Raw genomic sequence first — 16,396 nt, 5'->3', positions numbered from 1 at the left:
TATATTAACCCAATTATTTGTTAAGAACTGTGCCATAATCCTTATTTTGCAAGTAAAAATTAGGTGCAGGAAAGTACGTTCAAGATATATAACGCTTCGGCAGGTTCAGGCAAGACCTATGCTCTTTCAAAAGCCTACCTAAAAATAGTTCTTTCAAGTCCGTATAGTTTCAAAAGAATTCTGGCCATTACCTTCACCAACAAGGCGGTGAATGAAATGAAGTTCAGAATTCTGGATAGCCTCTATTCTTTTTCAAAAATCCATTCTTTGAAGGATTCGCCCCCGCTCTTTCTTGAACTTATGGATGCCCTACAATTGAGCGTTGAAGGTTTAAGGGATTTATGTAGACTCCGTTTAAAGGAAATTTTACATAACTACGCCTTTTTTGATATTTCAACCATAGACAAATTTACACACAGGGTCATAAGAACCTTTGCACGAGACCTAAAACTACCGCAAAACTTTGAAGTGGTTTTGGATATGGACTTGCTATTATCTGAGGCCGTGGCAAGGGTCTTGGCAAAAGCAGGCGAAGACCAAGAGCTTACCAAAATCCTGATGGACTTTGCCATGGAAAAAATTGATGATGACAAAAGTTGGGATATAGGCTACGACCTACTAAAAATTGGCAAACTACTACAGGACGAAACGAATACATTCCATATACAAGGTTTTGGGAATAAGAGCCTATCTGATTTTTTAAGTTTACAAAAACATTTAAAATCACTCATAAGGCTAACGGAAATGGATATCAATGATTTGGCCGAAGAAACACTTGCCTATATAGGCTCAAGTGGGGTTGAAGAATCAGATTTTCCCAGACAAACGCTTCCAAACCACTTCAGGAAGATTTTGGACGGTACCCTAAGTCCTTTCCTACTCTATAACAACAATCTTGAGGGTAATCTCGTGGAAGGCAAAATCCTAAAGGTAGGTGTTGAGAATCCATCGGAGGATTTTGCCCAAACTATCTTACGGAATTATTTGACCATCAAGGAGAAAATTTACCAGCGAGGGTTTTTATTCAATTTATACGGCAACCTGGTTCCCCTAACACTTTTGAATTCCATAGAAAACGAAATAAAGAATATACAAAGGGAAAAGGAACAGCTTTCCATTTCAGAATTCAACCGGATAATCTCCGAGGAAATAAAGAATCAGCCCGCTCCGTTCATTTATGAACGGTTGGGCGAAAAGTACCGCCATTATTTTATAGACGAGTTTCAGGATACCTCAGAAATGCAATGGAACAACCTGGTTCCATTGATTGCCAACGCCTTGGAAGGAAAGGATGATCAGGGAAGGTCCGGGTCACTTTTCTTGGTAGGGGATGCTAAACAGGCGATTTACCGATGGCGTGGTGGTCACGCCGAGCAATTCTTGGATTTGGCTACCAAGAAAAACAATCCGTTCTCCATTACAGGAGAAACCCACCAACTACCAAGAAATTATAGGAGCCAGGACGAAATCGTTAAATTCAACAATACATTTTTCCAGCATGTTGGTACGCTATTGGAAAATGATGTATACCGGGATTTTTTTATAGCTGGAAATAAGCAGGAATCCAACGATAATCCGGGAGGATATGTCAAAATAAGTTTCTTGCAGGAAGAGGATGACACTGCCTATGCGGATAAGGTTATGGAAGCTATTGACCAATCCCTTCAAGCGGGATTCAACTATGGTGATATTTGTGTCTTGGTCCGAAAAAAGAAGCACGGGGTAATACTAACCGACTTCCTAATGTCCAAATCCGTTCCCGTAATTTCTTCGGATTCCCTTTTGGTGTCAAGCAGTCCAAAAGTTCAGTTCCTGGTTTCATTGGTCAAGTTCATGTTGATGACCGATGACCTTGAAAACAATTATTCGATTCTTGAATATTTGTCCGATTCAAAAGAAGACACCCATGATTTCATCCATCTGCATTTGAACGACCTTTCGTTCTATCTAACTACAGAACATAATTTTGATGTCGATATCCTTAGGGGCAGGTCGCTTATGGATTCCATGGAGCATGCCATAAAGGTTTTTGACCTGGTGCCAACTTCTGACGCACACCTGCTGGCATTTATGGATTTTGTCTTTGAGATGGAACAGAAACATGGCACGGATGCCCAAGCTTTCTTGAACAATTGGGAGGTCAAATCCAATTCGCTGAGCATCAGCACGCCAGAGGATTCCATGGCCGTGCAGGTTATGACCATCCACAAATCCAAGGGACTGGAGTTTCCTGTGGTCATTTTTCCGTATGCGAACACCAATATATTTGAGGAAATAGACCCAAAACTTTGGATTCCCGTAGATCGGGATGTTTTTATGGGTTTTGAAGAGCTGCTCATCAGCAAAAAACAGGAAATTAAAAATTATGGGAAACTAGGTGCCAAGCTTTTTGATGAAGAACATCAAAGAATACAATTGGATGCTTTTAACCTATTGTATGTGGTCCTTACAAGAGCGGTTAATTCCTTGTATGTCATAAGCTGTAAGGATTTGAGAAAGGATGGCAGTTATAAAACCGAGTATTTTTCAGGACTGTTCCTAAAGTATCTATCCGATTTGGGTATTTGGAAGGAGGACTTATTGGAATATGAATTCGGGGAGCTCTGGAAGACTAAAAAATTAAAAATTGGGCAAGGAAATAAATGGACGGTTCCCTACCTTTACACGTACAAAAATCGCGAAGCCTTTAAAATACATACCAAAGCAGGCATGCTTTGGGACACCGATAGGGAGATTGCATTGGAACAAGGAAACGTATACCATCACATTCTTGAAAATGTAATAACTACGGAAGATTTGGAACCTGCCTTGAAAAGTGCCTTGAACAAAGGAGTTCTTAGTGATTCCACATTTGAAAAGGTACGTGAAACCCTGATAAAATTGATACATCATCCCGTACTAGGCAAGTTTTACTCGGAAGGCTCTACCATTTATAATGAAAAGGAGCTACTCATTTCCAACGGTACCATATTAATTCCGGATCGGGTTGTACTGAAAGGGAACTCGGTAGATATTATTGATTATAAAACAGGAAGAAAAAACAATAAATACAAGGAGCAATTGGAATCCTATTCCAAGGCTTACCAAGAGATGGGATATACCGTTCAAAATAAAATCATTGCTTATATTAACGAGGAGATAATTGTAGACTATATATAATATGTACGGAAAAATAAGAGAACATTTACAGGCAGAATTAAACCAGATAAGGGAAGATGGCCTTTTCAAAAAGGAACGGATCATCGTTTCCCCGCAGGACGCGGTTATCAAAATTTCGACCGGGGAAGAGGTAATAAATTTTTGCGCCAATAATTATTTGGGGCTGTCCTCGCATCCAGACGTCATAAAGGCGGCCAAGGATACGTTGGACACACATGGTTTTGGAATGTCATCCGTGAGATTCATTTGCGGAACCCAGGACATTCATAAGGAATTGGAGCGTAAAATCGCTGAATTCTATGGTACAGAAGATACAATTTTATATGCCGCGGCTTTCGACGCCAATGGCGGGGTATTTGAACCGCTCCTAGGACCCGAAGATGCCATAATATCGGATTCCCTTAACCATGCCTCCATTATTGATGGGGTGCGATTGTGCAAAGCACAGCGGTACAGGTATGCCAATAGCGATATGGAAGATCTTGAAGAACAGCTCAAAAAGGCCAATGAAAATGGCGCCCGATTTAAAATCATTGTTACCGATGGTGTTTTTTCCATGGACGGCCTAGTAGCACCATTGTATAAAATTTGCGATCTGGCCGATGCCTATGATGCCATGGTCATGATAGACGAATGCCACGCCGCAGGTTTCATCGGTCCCAAGGGTATTGGAACCTTGGAAGAAAAAAATGTAATGGGTAGAATCGATATTATCACCGGAACCTTGGGCAAGGCTTTGGGTGGAGCCATGGGCGGATACACCACCGGGAAAAAAGAGATCATAGAGATTTTAAGACAGCGTTCAAGGCCTTATCTTTTTTCAAATTCCTTGGCACCAGCCATTGTAGGCGCTTCCATTAAAGTCTTCGACATGTTGGCCAAGGATACCTCCTTGAGGGATAAACTCCAATCCAATACCGATTATTTCAAGAGCGGAATGAAAAAAGCGGGCTTTGACATTATTGACGGGGATTCCGCCATTGTTCCTGTCATGTTATATGATGCCAAGCTTTCACAGCAAATGGCCGAAAAACTTCTGGAAGAAGGTATTTACGTTATTGGCTTCTTTTATCCAGTGGTCCCTAGAGGAAAGGCACGAATAAGGGTGCAATTATCCGCAGCTCATGAAAAGGAACATCTGGATAAGGCAATCAATGCCTTTATCAAGGTAGGCAAGGCGCTGAATGTCGTTTAAATGCGCATTTTATACTATTAAATGAGTTAAAAAAACAAGAAATTGATTTTGTTAATAATATTTAACAACTTACATTTGCAGCTAATAAACACTTAAACTTAAAAATTTGAACATGAAACATCTTAGCAAATTATTAGTTGTTGTCCTACTTGTTGTAGGTTTTAACAACATACAAGCGCAAGACGAGAATAATCCTTGGCAAGTGCAATTCGGGGCAAACGCCATCGATGTATATCCAACTGGTGACGTTAGCTCTTTTGGTAATGAATTCTTTAATGTAAACGACCATTGGAACATTCTTCCTTCTATTTCTTACATAGGGGTGTCTAAAAGTATTGGTGATGGTTTTTCTATTGGAGCTAGAGGTTCCTTAAACAAAATCAGCAAATTAGGTGATGTAAGCGTTGATGATCTTTCTCACTATGCTATAGATGGTACAATAAAATATAATTTTACCAAAGAAACTGTTATCCAACCTTTTATTGAAGTTGGTGGTGGTTACACTTGGGTTGATGAGATTGGTGCCGGTACTGTGAATGGTGGTTTGGGACTTAATTTCTGGTTTACTGAAAACCTAGGCCTTACCTTGCAGTCTACTTACAAGCATGCCTTCGAGGATTATGGCGTTAAACATTTTCAACACTTAGCTGGTATCTCCGTTAAATTTGGTGGAACTGATACCGATGGCGATGGTGTGTACGACAAAGATGATGCCTGTCCAGAAGTTGCTGGTTTAGAAGCTTTCAACGGTTGTCCGGATTCTGACGGTGACGGAATCGAGGATAGCAAAGATAGCTGCCCTAACGAGGCTGGTTCTAAAGAAATGAATGGATGTCCTGATGCTGACGGAGATGGTGTAGCCGATAAAGATGATGCTTGTCCTAACGAAGCCGGTTTAGCGTCTTTGGCTGGTTGTCCTGATGCTGACGGAGATGGTGTAGCCGATAAAGATGACGAGTGTCCTAACGAAGCTGGTCCATCTGAGAACAATGGATGTCCATGGCCAGATACAGACGGTGATAGTGTTCTTGACAAAGACGATCAGTGTCCAGAAGTGGCAGGTACTGTAGCAAACGCTGGATGTCCAGAAGTTACTGAAGAAGTACAAAAACAATTGAACGACTACGCTAGAACTGTTTTGTTCGATACTGGTAAGTCTTCCATCAAAGCTGAGTCTACTTCTGTAATGGTTGATATCATTCAAATTTTGAACGAATACCCAACTGCTAAATTTACAGTTGAAGGTCACACTGACAGTGTTGGTAGTGCTAAATTGAACCAAAGTCTTTCTGAGTCCAGAGCTCTTTCCGTAAAAGAATTCTTGGTTGACAAAGGAATTGAAGAGTTCAGATTATCGGCTGTTGGATATGGTGAGGACAAGCCAATCGCTACTAATAATACTGCTGCTGGTAGAGCTCAAAACAGAAGGGTTGAAATTAACTTAGTAAAATAAGTTATCCCATATAAACATTAAGTGTTTTAATACATGAAAAGCTCCGCATAATGCGGAGCTTTTTTATTTTTACATCTATGGTAAGCTTTTTGGAAGAAGTAATTGAAGAACTATGCAATGATCAGGTTGCAATAGAAAAATGCATCTATATACTTCCAAGCAAAAGAGCGGGTACCTTTCTAAAAAAAATAATATCTAGGAAGGTAGGCAAAACCATAATTTCGCCGGACATATTCAGTATAGAAGGATTCATTGAAAAAATAGCTAGTCTGTCCTATGCTTCTCAGACAGAACAACTTTTCGAATTATATAAGGCCTACTTAGAAGTTGGATCGTATGAAAAGGAAAGCTTCGAGTCCTATTTAAATTGGGCACAAACGTTATTACAAGATATTAATGAAATCGATAGGTATCTTATTGATACTTCGTCTCTCTTTTCTGGATTGGCGGCAATACTAGAGGTGAATCACTGGTCCCTTGATAAAGAGCAGACTTCCCTAATGAAAAGTTACCTGCATTTTTGGAATCAGCTTCATGGCATTTACAAAGCATTTAATTCGAACTTACTGGCCAAACAAATAGGGCATCAAGGGCTTGTATACCGAAAAGCTTCGGAGATGACTTCCCAATATGCCCTAAATGAAAAAAGACCACACATTTTTCTTGGCTTTAATGCCTTAAACACGGCCGAAAGTAGCATCATTCAGGAAATTCTAAATGACCCTAATTCCAAAATCTTCTGGGACCTTGACGAGTACTTTCTTAAGGACAAATTGCATGACGCCGGACATTTCATAAGAAAACATGTAACGGACTGGAAATATTTAAGTGCAAACCACCTCAGGGGCATTAGCAATCACTATCTGAAAAATAAAAAAATATCTGTAGTGGGAACGCCTAAGAACATAGCACAGACAAAACTTGTAGGGGAATTAGTAAATCAAATAGCAAGTGAAAATCCAGATCAATTAAAGAAGTCTGCAGTTGTTCTGGGTGATGAATCCCTCTTAAATCCACTACTGAATAGTATACCGGAATCCATCAGTGCCGTGAATATTACAATGGGACAAAAATTGGAGTTATCTGGGTTAGCCTCCTTTTTCCTGAACCTTATAGATTTTCACCTCTTAAGATCAAAAAAAGGTTGGTTCTACAAGGATTTCACTTCATTCCTAAACAACCCCTTTACCGCAATAGTTTTAGAAAAGTACAATATTAAAATAGGGGAATTGACCACTCATATCCATAAAAAAAATTGGATATACATTACTGAAAATGATTTCGCGAAATTCCCGAAAGTAGATGAACAAAAACTCTCAAAACTATTTTTCCAGTATGAATCCCCCACTCAATTTGTTCATCAATGCAACTTACTCATTCACGATTTCAAGTGGGTTTTTGACAACAAGAACGACTATTTGGGATTGGAACAATTGTACAAATTACACACGCTGTTCAATCAAATAATGGAACTGATACAGGAGTATGCCTACCTGAATTCATTAAAAAGTATAAAAAGTCTATTCAGGCAATTACTTGCCTCAGAAACCTTGGATTTTCAGGGTGACCCTTTAGATGGCCTTCAAATTATGGGGATGCTGGAGAGTAGAAATTTGGATTTTGAAACGGTAATCCTGACCTCCGTAAATGAAGGCATTCTTCCTTCGGGCAAATCCAATAATTCATTCATTCCCTTTGATCTGAAAATTGAATTCGGTCTGCCAACCTATAAGGAAAAGGATGCGGTATACACCTATCACTTTTATCGGTTATTGCAACGGGCTAAAAACGTTTATTTGTTATACAACACGGAGCCCGATGTACTGGAAGGAGGTGAAAAAAGTAGGTTGATAACGCAAATACTAACGGATGGAAATAGACAGGATGTAATAGAAAAAATAGCATCTCCCAATATTGGGGAAATTACCGTACCACCAAAAATGGTCCGTAAGACACCTAGCCTTATGGATTTATTGCAAAGTTATGCCCAAAAGGGATTTTCTCCCAGTTCATTAAGTAATTATATTAGAAATCCAATAGATTTTTATAAACAGAATCTATTAGGCATTCAGGATAATGAAGAGGTAGAAGAGAATATAGCTGCGAACACCATGGGTACCATCATCCACGACACGCTTGAAGAACTCTATACACCTTTCCTAGACAAAGAAATAGACCGCGAACAACTTATCAAGTCAAAGGATTCCATAGAATCCATCGTGCATAAAAACTTTCAGAAATCCTATATGGATGGCGCCTATGACAGTGGAAAAAATCTAATTGCCTATAATGTAGTGGTCCGGTATATAGAGAATTTCCTGGACCATGAAATTGAAGCGCTTGCATCGCACAGGATTAAAATTATAGGGTTGGAACGAAAACTATATCTGGAAATTATCCTTCCCAACTCCAACCAGAAAGTAGTACTCAAGGGAAAACTTGACAGAATAGATTTATGCGACGGCGTGACCCGTATTATCGACTACAAAACAGGAAAGGTAGAAAAGCGCCATATTGAGATAATCGATTGGCAAAATCTCACCGAATCCTATGACTGCGCCAAGGCATTTCAACTACTCTGTTATTCGTATATGTTTCTGGCCGAAAACCCCCTGGAGAATATACATGCGGGCATATACAGCATCAAAAATCTAAAGGACGGCCTGATGCTCTTTTACAAAAAATCATCTACCCGAGATTCAAAAAAGAATCCTAATATAGGCAAAGAGGTCATCCTTGAATTTGAAAAATTGTTGTTTCAATTGATAGAAGAAATCCTGAACCCTGATATCCCGTTTTTGGAAAAAGTAGTGTAATTTACCTTTTATCGGGCCTTGTAGGTCTTACCTCTATTTTGCTAGGCAATGTTCTTGGATGCATTTTCAAAAGGTCCAGAACCAATTGGCCTATATCCTCCGGTTGAATTTTCCAGGCATCGGAATCATCGGGAACATTATTATTAAAATGAGTTGCCACGGAGCCCGGCATAATAGTAGTTACTTTTATTTCGTATTTTCGTAAATCCAGCATGGCAGCCTGGGTAAACCCGACTACACCAAATTTGGAAGCATTGTACCCAGCACCATTGGCAAAAAAATTGGTTCCCGCCAAACTGGCCAAGGTCATGTAGTATCCCTTTGACCTTTTCAATGCGTCAACGGAAGCTTTTAATGTATGAAAGACCCCATTCAAATTAGTGTCGATCATTTGGTGCCATTGTTCATCTGTCATTTCATCGATTGCGGCAAAATTTCCCACACCGGCATTTGCAAGTACAATATCTAGCTGTCCCCATTTTTCAAGGATGCCGTTAACGGCTTTTTGTTCATCAGCTATTTTGCAAACATCGGAAACAATACCTAAAACCCTATCACTCTTTAAGATTTTGAGACCTTGCTCTACACTTTCATCCGATCGGCCGCTAATGGCTACCCGCATTCCTGCATTCAGCAGCGTTTTGGCAACGCCCAAACCTATTCCTTTTGTACCTCCTGTAATGTACGCTACTTTGTCCTTCAAATCCATAATAAAAATTTTTTACAAAGCTATCAATCAATTTGGGTTAAAGTAGCGGATATGGGTAAACATTTAACGATTTCGATTTATTATATTTAACGGATTCAAAAAATAAATAGATGGGCAAAATTGTACGTTGGTCAATTACCGCTGCGTTAGCGGGCTTTTTATTCGGGTTTGATACCGTAGTTATTTCAGGGGCCGATAAAAAATTACAGGCACTTTGGGATAGTTCCGATTCATTTCATGGATGGGTAGTAATTTCCAGTGCTCTTTGGGGTACTGTATTGGGTGCCATCTTCGCAGGTATTCCTACGGATAAATGGGGTAGAAAAAATACCCTTATTGCCATTGGATTATTGTACAGTATTTCTGCCATTGGATCGGCCTTGGCCAATGACCCGATAACCTTTGCCTTCTTTAGGTTCATTGGTGGCGTGGGTGTGGGTGTATCCACGATTGCCGCTCCCGCCTATATTTCGGAAATCTCTCCTGCGGATAAAAGGGGAAAACTGGTAGGCTTTTATCAGTTCAGTCTAGTATTTGGAATTCTGATCGCGTTTTTGTCGAACTTCCTTTTAAGTGGAATTGGAGATAATGATTGGCGATGGATGGTGGGCGTAGAGGCATTTCCAGCCATCATATATACATTATTTATCTTATCTGTGCCCAAAAGCCCACGGTGGTTATTGATCAACGGAAAACCCGAAGAGGCGGGCAAAATACTTCAGTTAATCAATCCAAATAGAAACGTGGACGAAATGATCCAAGAAATTCAAAAAAATAATGCAATGCCAGAAAGTCATGAACACATATTCATGAAAAAGTATCGGTTCCCCTTGATCCTAGCTTTCCTAATCGCTTTTTTTAATCAGACTTCGGGAATCAACGCGTTCCTATATTACGCACCCAGGATTTTTGAAGAGGCCGGACTTGGGGAGAGCACGGCACTTTTGAGTAGTGTGGGCATTGGGGTGACCAATATGATTTTCACGTTGATAGGCATCAACTTGATCGACCGTTTGGGAAGAAGGCAATTAATGTATATAGGTTCTATTGGTTATATAATATCCCTCTCGTTAGTAGCCTGTGCTTTCTTCCTAGGGTGGGATGGAATGGCGGTTCCTATCTTCCTGTTCATTTTTATTGCAGCGCATGCCATTGGTCAAGGAACCATTATTTGGGTATTTATTTCTGAGATATTCCCCAACCACCTTAGAGGAAGTGGTCAATCTTTTGGCTCATCAGTTCATTGGGTCTTGGCAGCGGCTATCCCCGCCGCAGTGCCGTTTCTTTTTTCCAGTATCGGAGCGGGAATGGTATTTGCTTTCTTTGCTTTTATGATGGTTTTACAGCTTTTATTCGTAAAATTCATGATGCCCGAAACAAAAGGGATAACCTTGGAAGAATTGAGCAATATTCTTATAGGTAAAAAATAAGAAGCGCTAAAAAAATACCAAGAAGGAAAAATCAAGGAAGTTTGAAACTATATAATAAGGAAAAATACAACGATCTTGGTCTGGATACCAAAGCTCCTTCAAGTGGTTACAGAGCCCTTAATAAGGATGGTACGTTTAACGTTCATAAAGAAAATGTTTCCTTTTTTGAGGGAATGAATATTTTTTATTCCCTGGTTTCCATGTCATGGCTTCAATTTTTATTGGTTCTTGCCCTAGGATATTTTACGATTAATCTGGTTTTTGCATCCCTTTATTTATTAATTGGAACGGAGCACTTGACCGGGATATATGGCACGACCAAATTGGATCAATTCATTGAAGCTTTCTTTTTTAGTGCCCAGACCATTACCACCTTGGGATATGGCCAAATAGCACCTTTAAACCTAGCCGCTAACATTGTCGCCGCTTCAGAATCGCTTTTGGGCCTGTTGCTGTTTGCCTTGGCCACCGGACTTATGTATGGAAGGTTTTCAAAACCCGTAGCCAGCATTAAATACAGTTCCATTGCCGTAATTGCTCCATATAAAGAGATAAATGGCTTTATGTTCCGGGTAGTGAATCCCAAAAAGAACCAATTATTGGAGGTAGAAGTGAACGTAAACCTTTCCTTAAAAAGAGCGAATTCAGATTTACGCGATTTCTACTCCTTGGAACTGGAGCGTTCCAAGGTAGTCTTCTTTCCCACCATGTGGACCATTGTGCACCCTGTTTCCAGTGAAAGTCCAATTTATGGATTTAATCAACAAATTCTTATTGAAAAGGAAGCCGAGTTCATTGTTGTCATAAAAGCATTTGACGAGTCATTTTCACAATCCGTCTATTCTCGATCATCCTACAAGGCCAATGAAATAAAATGGGGAGCCAAGTTCACATATCTTGCCAAGAGGGATGATACAGGCCTATCCATTGATGTGGGAAGAATTGATGACACCTTTGAAATAGACCTGAACCAATAATCAGACTCCTAAAAACAAAAAAGCCACACTTTCGTGTGGCTCTGGTGGAGAATACCGGATTCGAACCGGTGGCCTCTTGCCTGCCAGGCAAGCGCTCTAGCCAACTGAGCTAATCCCCCATTTTGCGTGGCAAAGGAAATACTTTTTCAGAACGTATCAAAATCCATCCTAATCTTTCTTTGTACTCAATATCAATACAGGGATGGGGACTGAGAACTCAGATTTTAAAATAGTACTCTTCTCCCAAAGCTTTTTAAAGAAGCCCCGCTTTCTTCTAAAGACACACAATAGTTCCGGGTGTTTGGATTGAAAATGCTCCAATACGCCCAAATAGGTAGTCGCATTTTCAGTGATTGTCAACTGGGAGCTTATGTCCATCAAGGCCGTATTTATCTTTAAATCTTCATCTGAATATCCCGGGGTCTTCACCAATAATAAATTAACCTTGGATCGATGCTTTTCAGAAATGGTAATCAAGGGATTTAAGATTCTTTTCCTTTTTAGGATACCAGATCTAAAGGCGACCAATATATTATGAAATGGCTTGTACTGGGTTCCTTTGGGTACGACTAAGGTTGGGATATTTGTCTGTTTTACGATTTTACCAGATGTTGGACCCAAATAGACTTCCTCCCGTATGTCATTGCTTCTAGGAGCTAGAATGATCAAATCTATACCAAGTTCCTTATCGATTTCCACAAGTCCATCTACCAATTCCCCATTATAAGAAGCAATTTTTATATCGATTTGTTTTGCATCGATCTGTGCGATTACTCCCTTTAAACGCTCCTTTCCACTTTCGGCAACTTTTTCCGAAACATTGGCCAAGGTTCCTGTTTTGGAAGTAACGTTAAAGACTTCCATTACATAAACCTGGGCACCAAAATCGGTTGCAAAGTCTACGGCATATTGTAAGGTTTCGCTGGCATCGGGAGATGTGCCAATGGGAACAAGGATATTCTTCATGGTGGTTTTGTTGTTAATTCCTCTAAATTTACAATTTTAATACATCGGATGGTGATTCAGCCTGCAAAGATATCGGAAATTCCAGAAATTCTATCCATGACAAGGGCCTGTAGAGTGCACATGGAATCCAAGAATATTTTTCAATGGACGACAGAATATCCATCCGAGGAAAAATTCCTTTCAGATATAGAAAGGCAGGAATTATATGTCCTGAAGAAAGAGGAACATATTATTGGGTGTATTGTCATCTCTACGCTCATGGACGAAGAATATAAGGAGGTCGCCTGGTTATCGCCCAATTCCAAAAACCTGTACGTTCATAGATTGGCGGTACATCCAGAGAATCAGGGAAAGGGTTATGCCCAACAACTGATGGACTTTGCAGAGAACTATGCCCGGGAAAACGATTTTAAATCTATCCGGTTGGACACTTTTAGTCGGAACAAAAGGAATCAGCGATTTTATGAGGCAAGGGGTTATAAAAAATTGAAGGATATTTACTTTCCAGAACAGAGTACCTACCCCTTTCATTGTTATGAACTTGTAGTGTAAAGCCATTTTGAAATCCACTGTCACCTTAAAAAGAATTAATAGCCTGGCCATACCGGCCACGGTTGCTGGAATTGCAGAACCCCTGCTTTCCATTACCGATACGGCGATTGTTGGTAATATTCCCGTAGACGGGCTGGAATCACTTGCGGCGGCCGGAATCGTAGGATCCTTTTTATCTATGCTTATTTGGGTGTTGGGTCAGACCCGAAGTGCCATTTCGGCCATCATCTCCCAATACCTGGGAGCGGGAAAACTCGAAGAGGTAAAGACCTTGCCCGCACAGGCCATTTACTTAAATATAGCCCTGAGTGTGCTCATTTTGTTGTCCACCGTATTTGTAATCCGTGAGATTTTTGAGCTATTGAACGCCTCCGGTAAAATTCTGGAATATTGCATCAGTTACTACTCCATTCGGGTTTGGGGCTTTCCCCTTACCCTTTTCGTATTTGCCGTCATGGGTATTTTTAGAGGGCTGCAAAATACCTATTGGCCCATGGTCATCGCGATTACGGGAGCGGTACTCAACGTGATACTGGATTTTCTTTTGGTCTATGGGGTAGATGGAATTATTGCCCCCATGTATTTGGACGGAGCGGCATGGGCGAGCCTTATCGCACAATCCGTTATGGCCATTATGGCACTATGGCTCCTATGGAAAAAGACCGAAATAAGTCTCGTACTGAAATTTCCGATACATCCAGAATTGGGACGCTTGGTGATAATGAGCCTAAACCTTTTTGTAAGGGCCCTGGCATTGAACACCGCCCTTATTCTGGCGGTACGGGAGGCGACCGCCTTGGGCGATAAATTCATAGGTGCACATACCATTGCCATCAATCTTTGGCTTTTTTCGGCATTTTTTATCGATGGCTATGGAGCCGCTGGAAACATTATGGGGGGAAGGCTTTTGGGAGAAAAGAACTATGCCGATTTATGGCTTTTGGCAAAGAAAATTGTGAAATATGGAATCTATGTAAGCTTGGTCCTTATGGCGGTATCCTTTCTGTTTTATAAACCAATAGGCCGACTCTTCTCTAACGAGGAGCTGGTTTTGAACGCTTTTTATGGTGTATTTTACATTATCATAATAGGCTTACCGATAAATACCATCGCCTTTGTTCTTGACGGAGTCTTTAAGGGTCTTGGCGAAATGAAATACCTGCGAAACACATTGCTCATCGCTACGTTTTTAGGATTTATACCCGTGCTTTTCTTAGGGAGGTATTTAGGTTGGGGGCTTGCGGGCATTTGGGTAGCGTTTACGCTGTGGATGTTGATACGGGGCGGTGCCTTGGTTCTTAAATTCCGAAGAAAGTTTCGACCCCTGTTACAAAACCATTAATTTTGGTGAAAACCTTTTGATTATGGGTACCGATAGGGAAAACGGCAGTCTTTACACCAGTATGAACGGCAATGTGGCGACCATAGAGTTTGGGCATCACGCCAGTAATTCCTTCGTGGCGGTTCTGTTGGACCGGCTGGCCAAGGAATTTGACAAACTATCAGAAAACAAGGATATACATGTAATCATTTTAAAATCCGAAGGGGAAAAGGCCTTCTGTGCCGGGGCCTCCTTTAACGAATTGATGGCCGTATCCAACTTGGAAGAAGGCAAGGAGTTTTTCAGTGGGTTTGCCCATGTCATCAACGCCATGCGAACCTGTAAAAAAATGATCGTGGGCCGCGTACAGGGAAAAACCGTTGGCGGTGGTGTTGGATTGGCAGCCGCGTGTGATTATGTATTTGCACATGAAAATGCCGCCATAAAACTATCGGAATTGAGTATTGGAATCGCGCCCTTGGTCATTGAACCGGCCGTGGAACGTAAAATAGGAACTGGCGGGTTGTCAGAGTTGTCACTGGCACCAACCGAGTGGAAATCGGCCTATTGGGCCCAGGAAAAGGGACTGTTTTCCAGGGTATTCGATTCCTTTTCAGAGATGGACAAGGAACTCGACTTTTTCACCCAAAAATTGGCCTCCTACAATCCAGATGGACTAACGGAATGGAAAAAGGTCTTGTGGAAGGGGACCGATCATTGGGGCCAATTATTGATTGAGCGAGCTGCCATTACCGGCACCTTGGTACTTTCAGATTCTACCCGAAATGCGCTTTCAAAATTCAAACAATAGGCAATATGACAAAGTTTATACCGTTGTTGTACGTAACAATTTAACTCCATGGAAATTCTGCAGTTTTTGAACGGGGATCTCATTTTTCCCTTGCTCGCCCTCTTTGTCGTAGTTGTATATTTTGTGAACAGAATACGTACAAGGCGTAAGTTCAAACGCTAGCCTTAGCCATTCCTCAACTTCCAAAATTCAGAGGAAATTCCAAATTAACAGGGATTAGGTCCGCGGTTTTAACCAGACACTGGACATAATCAAGTTTGAACTTGTGCTTGATATTTGTGCTTGAACTTGTATTTGTACTTGATATTTGAGTTTGTATTTGAATTTGAAACTTGAACTTGATCTTATGAACGTGTCTTCAACCAGCCCGTGATACTCAATCGTTGGCGGTTGGCCGGTTTTACCTCGTGTTCAATTTTTTGGCTTTCAAATATGACCGTCCTACCGGGCATTGGAAAAACCCGCTTGGCATATTCCTTTCCATTTTCATCGTTTAGGTAAAGTAACAACTCTCCCCCGTGTTCGGGTAACCAATCGTTCTCGTTCAAATAACACACGACGGAAAGTCTGCGCCCGTCATCATTTTGAAAGGTATCCAAATGCCGTTTGTAAAACTTGCCTTCTGGATATACCGCATAATGAAATTCCTTTTTTAGGATTCCCAAAAAACAGGTCTTGTTGAGATAATCGGAAAGTTCGTTAATCCGATTAAAAAATACGGATTGTACGGAGTTAAGCTTGGCCTCGTCCATCCATAGAATGAAATCGCCCCGTATTTCGGTTTTAATGATTTCATTGGTCCGGTTCCCAATAGCCGCTTTTTTAAAATAGTCCTCTTCATATTTGTGGAGCAGGTCGGCACGTAAACCGTTAATGGTTTCCTCGGGAAAAAACGTATCCAGGATACTGTAACCGTCCCTAAGGATATCCTCGATCAATCGCTCAAAAAGCGGATTCACCTCAAAGTCAAGTTGTTCTACCAATCCGGCCATTACGATTTTTTTAAA

The 16,396-nt window shown here is 40.8% G+C and carries 12 protein-coding genes and 1 tRNA gene; 9 read left to right on the top strand and 4 right to left on the bottom strand.

What is annotated here, in order from left to right; translation table 11 throughout:
* Window positions 1–63: 63 nt before the first annotated feature.
* From PP181_RS03460 to PP181_RS03445, 4 genes are all read left to right on the top strand, one after another.
* Complete coding sequence (locus PP181_RS03460) at window positions 64–3,159, top strand: UvrD-helicase domain-containing protein (RefSeq protein WP_272635988.1); 3,096 nt, start codon at window positions 64–66, stop codon at window positions 3,157–3,159.
* Between the two features lies 1 nt (window position 3,160).
* Window positions 3,161–4,354, top strand: coding sequence for a glycine C-acetyltransferase (gene kbl, locus PP181_RS03455; RefSeq protein WP_154917847.1), 1,194 nt, complete (start codon window positions 3,161–3,163; stop codon window positions 4,352–4,354).
* A gap of 112 nt (window positions 4,355–4,466) precedes the next feature.
* Window positions 4,467–5,807, top strand: coding sequence for an OmpA family protein (locus tag PP181_RS03450; protein ID WP_272635987.1), 1,341 nt, complete (start codon window positions 4,467–4,469; stop codon window positions 5,805–5,807).
* A 50-nt stretch (window positions 5,808–5,857) separates the two neighbouring features.
* Window positions 5,858–8,623 carry a PD-(D/E)XK nuclease family protein gene (locus tag PP181_RS03445; RefSeq protein ID WP_272635986.1) on the top strand — a complete coding sequence of 922 codons (2,766 nt, stop codon included), beginning with the start codon at window positions 5,858–5,860 and terminating at the stop codon, window positions 8,621–8,623.
* Window position 8,624: 1 nt separating this feature from the next.
* Here PP181_RS03445 and PP181_RS03440 read toward each other — a convergent pair whose 3' ends face one another.
* The gene (locus PP181_RS03440; RefSeq protein WP_272635985.1) at window positions 8,625–9,332 is read right to left on the bottom strand and encodes an SDR family oxidoreductase; all 708 of its coding nucleotides are present in this window, start codon (window positions 9,330–9,332) and stop codon (window positions 8,625–8,627) included.
* A 110-nt stretch (window positions 9,333–9,442) separates the two neighbouring features.
* Between PP181_RS03440 and PP181_RS03435 the strand changes: the two genes are divergently transcribed.
* A complete protein-coding gene (locus tag PP181_RS03435) occupies window positions 9,443–10,762 on the top strand; it encodes a sugar porter family MFS transporter (RefSeq protein ID WP_272635984.1) in 1,320 nt (439 codons plus the stop codon).
* A gap of 41 nt (window positions 10,763–10,803) precedes the next feature.
* Entirely contained in the window at window positions 10,804–11,739 is a 936-nt protein-coding gene (locus PP181_RS03430; protein ID WP_272635983.1) for an ion channel, read from the top strand.
* 42 nt (window positions 11,740–11,781) lie between these two features.
* Here PP181_RS03430 and PP181_RS03425 read toward each other — a convergent pair.
* Both PP181_RS03425 and PP181_RS03420 read right to left on the bottom strand, forming a co-directional pair.
* Window positions 11,782–11,858: transfer RNA gene (locus PP181_RS03425), tRNA-Ala, on the bottom strand.
* A gap of 49 nt (window positions 11,859–11,907) precedes the next feature.
* Window positions 11,908–12,705, bottom strand: a complete 798-nt coding sequence (locus PP181_RS03420; RefSeq protein WP_138256771.1) for a universal stress protein — start codon at window positions 12,703–12,705, stop codon at window positions 11,908–11,910.
* A 51-nt stretch (window positions 12,706–12,756) separates the two neighbouring features.
* Between PP181_RS03420 and PP181_RS03415 the strand changes: the two genes are divergently transcribed.
* Genes PP181_RS03415 through PP181_RS03405 form a run of 3 tightly spaced genes read left to right on the top strand, consistent with a single transcriptional unit; the run spans window position 12,757 to window position 15,389 of the window.
* A complete protein-coding gene (locus PP181_RS03415) occupies window positions 12,757–13,257 on the top strand; it encodes a GNAT family N-acetyltransferase (RefSeq protein ID WP_272636206.1) in 501 nt (166 codons plus the stop codon).
* Between the two features lie 7 nt (window positions 13,258–13,264).
* Window positions 13,265–14,599, top strand: a complete 1,335-nt coding sequence (locus PP181_RS03410) for an MATE family efflux transporter (protein ID WP_272635982.1) — start codon at window positions 13,265–13,267, stop codon at window positions 14,597–14,599.
* Between the two features lie 22 nt (window positions 14,600–14,621).
* Window positions 14,622–15,389, top strand: coding sequence for an enoyl-CoA hydratase/isomerase family protein (locus PP181_RS03405; protein ID WP_272635980.1), 768 nt, complete (start codon window positions 14,622–14,624; stop codon window positions 15,387–15,389).
* Between the two features lie 344 nt (window positions 15,390–15,733).
* Here the strand turns inward: PP181_RS03405 and PP181_RS03400 are convergent, their stop codons facing one another.
* Complete coding sequence (locus PP181_RS03400; protein WP_272635979.1) at window positions 15,734–16,381, bottom strand: 2OG-Fe(II) oxygenase; 648 nt, start codon at window positions 16,379–16,381, stop codon at window positions 15,734–15,736.
* Window positions 16,382–16,396: the final 15 nt, after the last annotated feature.

The sequence above is a fragment of the Maribacter sp. PR66 genome, from assembly GCF_028464205.1.
Lineage (GTDB): Bacteria > Bacteroidota > Bacteroidia > Flavobacteriales > Flavobacteriaceae > Maribacter > Maribacter flavus.
This window is presented reverse-complemented; position numbering and strand designations above follow the sequence as displayed.